General features: G+C 64.1%; 2 protein-coding genes. Both read left to right on the forward strand.

The annotated features are described in order from the left end of the window. The first annotated feature begins 290 nt into the window (after positions 1–290). Positions 291–1,175: a LysR family transcriptional regulator gene (locus tag ENZ75_RS28745; protein ID WP_013529929.1), complete on the forward strand. Its 885-nt coding sequence runs from the start codon at positions 291–293 to the stop codon at positions 1,173–1,175. A 125-nt stretch (positions 1,176–1,300) separates the two neighbouring features. Next, positions 1,301–2,380 carry a siderophore-interacting protein gene (locus tag ENZ75_RS28750; RefSeq protein WP_063170323.1) on the forward strand — a complete coding sequence of 360 codons (1,080 nt, stop codon included), beginning with the start codon at positions 1,301–1,303 and terminating at the stop codon, positions 2,378–2,380. Positions 2,381–2,416 lie beyond the last annotated feature (36 nt).

The raw sequence follows: 2,416 nt of genomic DNA on the forward strand, positions 1-2,416 counted from the left end.
GGACTGCCGCCGAGATCGGCCGCGATGCGCGACAGAGCGACGGCCGGACCGGTGAAGGTCAATGGCATCGTCATCGCGGCAAGGCACACGGACAAGAGCACGAGCCATCTCTCGGCAGAGCCGGTTGTGGTCCTGGAAGTCATGGATTTTCCTATCTGAAACAGCACTCGCCGGTGGGCCGCGCGATTGCGGAGCCGGTCGTGATGACAAGATAGGTCGTCGGCATTTCAGGAAGAATAGTGTTATATCTCCTGGTATATCGGACTGAAACGCTCGAATGGAATGACACGATGGATCGTCTCAACGGGCTCCTGGCCTTTGCCCGCACCGCCGAATTCGGCAATTTCGTCGCTGCCGGACGGGCGCTTGGCATCTCGGCTTCCGCTGTCGGCAAAAGTGTCGCCCGGCTCGAGCAGGAACTCGGCGTGCGGCTCCTGCAGCGCAGCACGCGGCGCATTGGCCTGACGGAAGAGGGCAAGCTGTTCAACGAGCGGGTGCGCCGCATCCTCGACGACATCGACGATGCCGAGGCGATGCTGTCGCGGACACGGGAAACACCGCGTGGGCGGCTGCGCATATCCACCCCGATCGTCACCTATCATCTGTTGCTGCCGGTGTTGTCGGAGTTCATGGCCCGCTATCCCGAGATCGAACTCGACATCGATTTCAACGACCGGATCGTCGACGTCATCGACGAGGGCATCGATGTCGCGATCCGCAGCGGCGAGCTGCCTGATTCGCGCCTCGTGTCGAGACCCGTTGCGCCCTTCCGCATGCTGCTGTGCGCGGCGCCCTCCTACCTCGAGCGCCATGGCACACCCGGCGAGCCGGCGGATCTCATCAGGCATTTCGGCATAAACTTCCGCTTCCTCAACAGCGGCAGGCTGCTGGAGTGGCCGTTCATAACCGGAAGCGCTGAACCGCAGATCCGCTCGATGCTGACCTGCAACAACATGGAAGCATTGAAGGGCGCCACGATCGCCGGCCTCGGCATCGCCTGCATGCCGGATTTCCTGGTGCGTGAGGCGCTGCACGAAGACAGGCTGCGTACCGTTCTCGACGGTCATGTCGACGGCCGTGGCCAGTTCCGGATGCTGTGGCCTTCCAACCGCCATTTGTCGCCGAAGGTGCGCGTGTTCGTCGATTTCCTTCCCGATCGCCTTGCGGCGCGCTAGGCGTTCATCGCATAATATGACAGTGATAGTCATGTTTGTGTGGAAGCGCTTGAGCGGCTGTGGCATGCCGCTGACCGCGGGGGCGCTGCGGCGCTTGCCCCGAACTGTTGCATAGGACTTGAATGATGGACCAATTGAGCGCGCAAACCCGGATCAGCGACGCGGCGATCAGGTCGGTGATGGACCGGCTGCGCGCCGAGCACAGCGAATTCGAGATCGACACCGGCGTCGCCGACCAATGGGAGCTTCGCCTCTATTATGGTTCGTTGAGCGCCACGCTCGATGATGAAAGCGTACTGATCCGCGTCGCGGCGTCCGACGAAACCTGCCTGTCCTACATGAAGATGACGGTTGCCGGCCATGTCGCCGAACATCTCGGCACGACCAGGGGCATTCATTGGCAAGGCGACGGCGTTGACGCCGGCACGCCGGTCTTCTTCCGCGAGATCACGGTGATGTCGTCGACGCGGATTTCGGCGCATATGCAGCGTCTGCGCTTCGCCGGCAAGGATCTCGGCCGGTTCAGCCATGGCGGCCTGCACATGCGGCTGCTGCTGCCGCCGGCTGGCCGCCAGCCGCTCTGGCCGACGATGGGCGCCGACGGCCTGATTGTCTGGCCTTCGGGCGACGATGCTCTTGCCGTGCGGGTCTACACGATCCGGGCGCTGGATGCCGCAAGCGGCTGGCTCGATGTCGATTTCGTGCTGCACCCCGGCCAGGAGACGCCCGCCGCCAGCTTCGCGCAAAATGCACGGGCGGGAGATGTCATCGGCATGATCGGACCCGGTGGCGGCGACGCTCCGGTGGCGCAGACCTTGCTTCTGCTCGGCGACGACACAGCACTTCCCGCCATAGGCAGGATTCTGGAAGATCTGCCGCCGTCAACACGCGCTGAGGCGCTGATCGAGATCGATGGGCCGGACGACCGGATGGCGCTGGCGCAAGGGGATAATATCGACATCACCTGGCTTTACCGGCACGGCCGCGAGGCCGGCACCGCGGGCCTGTTGTCCGCCGCCTTGCGCGAGCGCAAGCACATGGCGCTTGCCGACGGCCTGTACGTCTGGGTCGGTTGCGAATTTGGCGATTTCCGGGAGATCCGCAAGATCGTGCGCAAACAGTGGGGCCTGCCGCGCGACCGCCACCTGGTTACGGCCTACTGGCGCCGGGACGCGCACAGCGTGGGCGAGGGCGGCGAGGACTAGGCGCTGCCTATTGCCTGACGCTTCTCGCCACCAGCC

The sequence above is a fragment of the Mesorhizobium sp. M7A.F.Ca.CA.002.04.1.1 genome (assembly GCF_004022805.1).
In the GTDB taxonomy this organism is placed as follows: domain Bacteria; phylum Pseudomonadota; class Alphaproteobacteria; order Rhizobiales; family Rhizobiaceae; genus Mesorhizobium; species Mesorhizobium ciceri.

Excerpts from the sequence above, each read along its gene's own strand:
- ENZ75_RS28745 (WP_013529929.1), top strand. The coding sequence starts at position 291 with ATGGATCGTCTCAACGGGCTCCTGGCCTTTGCCCGCACCGCCGAATTC.
- ENZ75_RS28750 (WP_063170323.1), top strand. The coding sequence starts at position 1,301 with ATGGACCAATTGAGCGCGCAAACCCGGATCAGCGACGCGGCGATCAGG.